Raw genomic sequence first — 1,992 nt, forward strand, 5'->3', positions numbered from 1 at the left:
CTACCGTGAACACGGACGTACCTTCCCGACCGGCGTTGGCGCGCCGGCATGATCAAGACTTCGGACTGATAGATCATCCGGGAAGGTGCGTCCTTCCCGTCATCCACAGGTCCTGATCATTGCTCCGTACTCATCGCCGATGAAGTCCAGGCCTCGCAGGTTGCGGACGGTGCTTCGCACTCCGTCACATCCCACCAACCAGTCAGGACGAACGAGCTCCACATCTTTTCGGCCGTCGGCATCGGTGTGTATCAGCGTCGCGTTGACGGGGCCGTCGTCATCGATCGTGAGCGAGCAGAGTTCGGTGTCCCATTCCACGAACACGCCGCACGAAGCGAGCTGGTCACGCAGCACGCCTTCCAGACAGTCCTGCTCGAGGATGAGGATGCCGGGAAACCTGTCATTCAATCGCGTGAAGTCAAGCCGCTCCGGCTCGTCGTCACCTTGGAAGTGGAAGACCATCCCGCCGCTCCAAACGCCCAACTCAAGCAAGCGATCGACGATCCCCGCCCTGTCATACCCCTCAAGTGTCCGGATATGGACTGTGAACGCTCTCGATGTCGTTGCAGGACCGGACCTCTTGTCGATCACACGGCACGGCACAGCCCGGCGCAGCAATTCGTGGGCAAGGGTCAAACCCGTGGGCCCGGCACCGACGATGAGAATCGGGGCAACAGAGGTTCGATACATGGGGATCCTTCGTGCCGTGCGTGTGGCGCCCAGTGACCATGGAACCCAACCGGTTTCGGGTGTCACATATTCGTCGCAAGAGAGCCGCTGTTGCATGAGACCTCGTTTGTGAGACCATGGTCGCCAGCCACGACTCTCACACGGACCCGACGGGAACGGAATACGAAATTGCTGGCGGGTACCTAGAGAATCACTTACCTACATTGGTCGCGGTGACGCCCGGACGTAGGCGAGGGCAACCAAGACCCGCGTGCGACAGCTGACTTGGGCGGCCCTGTTGCCGCACTGCATGTAAATACAGATGTCCAGTTGACCCGACCGCGTTCGACGGGCGGCCGCCGGTGTTGACCTTGGATGGCTGCTGGATCGTGGACTCGACTCAGGTGCCGTGCGGGTACCGCACATCCGACTGCGGCGCTGTCGTGGCTGGCTGGCTTGGCAGGCTACAGCCACTGCGGCTCGCATTCACGGTTGTCCTGGAGGTTGAATCTGTATTTCGATGTGCCCCGGATCGGGATGCCGATCCTGTGGGCGCTGTCCGCACCGAGAATGGGTCAACCCGAGGTAATTCGGCCACGTGGCACTCAGTGAAGGGGGCGAGATGGATAACACGAAACCCCCGCTGTGGACCAGGTCGGCGAAGGAGACGGATACTGTCGCCATGGACGGTCGACGCTGTGTAAACGAGAGCTACTTGTGATAGTTGCGCAGACGGGAGTGATCCTGGTCTCGGCCCAAACGGTCGGCCGCTGGCCTTGGAGTGCCTACGGTGATGCCTCGGACTGTCGATGGTTCTGGTTGGGTGTCTGTGGTCTTTTTCCGGCTGCGGCGTCGACTTCAGGCATGAGATTTGCAGGAATCTTCGCCCGGACTTCCTTTCGCGAAGAGATACCCAGCTTTGAAAATATAGCCGCGACTTGCGCGTCGATCGTTCGCCGGGATACCCCTCGCCGCTCGGCTATTGCTCTATTCGTGTACCCGGCAGCGACCAAGATTGCGATCTCGAGCTGTGGCGTCGACAGGGTGTACAAAGGGGTCTCGGGTACAGGTGGTGGCGCAGAGTCCATGACCAGCTCGCCCAGAGCGAGACGATGCACCTCGTTACGCACAGGGCTGAGTCGCGCACCGCGTTGTTCTGCAGCCGTGTAGGCGGCACCGCCGAGTACTTTGCGGGCCACGTGTCGGTTGCCAGGGGGAAGGGACCACTTCGGAGCTGGTTTTGCCCTGAGCATGGGACCACCCGTTTGCCACTGATGGGACCACCTGACTAGCGGTTTTGCCAGTTATGGGACCACCCGGCGC

General features: G+C 60.9%; 2 protein-coding genes. Both read right to left on the reverse strand.

Annotation, left to right across the window (positions count from 1 at the left end; translation table 11 throughout):
• Positions 1–99 precede the first annotated feature (99 nt).
• Positions 100–690, reverse strand: a complete 591-nt coding sequence (locus IU459_RS36955; protein ID WP_195134225.1) for an FAD-dependent oxidoreductase — start codon at positions 688–690, stop codon at positions 100–102.
• Positions 691–1,454: 764 nt separating this feature from the next.
• A complete protein-coding gene (locus tag IU459_RS40290; RefSeq protein WP_369123109.1) occupies positions 1,455–1,922 on the reverse strand; it encodes a helix-turn-helix transcriptional regulator in 468 nt (155 codons plus the stop codon).
• Between the last annotated feature and the right edge of the window lie 70 nt (positions 1,923–1,992).

Origin of the sequence: Nocardia amamiensis, assembly GCF_015477605.1 — a bacterium.
Classification (GTDB): domain Bacteria; phylum Actinomycetota; class Actinomycetes; order Mycobacteriales; family Mycobacteriaceae; genus Nocardia; species Nocardia amamiensis_A.

Bases quoted from the DNA above. Each gene is read 5' to 3' on its own strand.
- IU459_RS36955 (WP_195134225.1), bottom strand. From the start codon at position 690: ATGTATCGAACCTCTGTTGCCCCGATTCTCATCGTCGGTGCCGGGCCC.
- IU459_RS40290 (WP_369123109.1), bottom strand. From the start codon at position 1,922: ATGCTCAGGGCAAAACCAGCTCCGAAGTGGTCCCTTCCCCCTGGCAAC.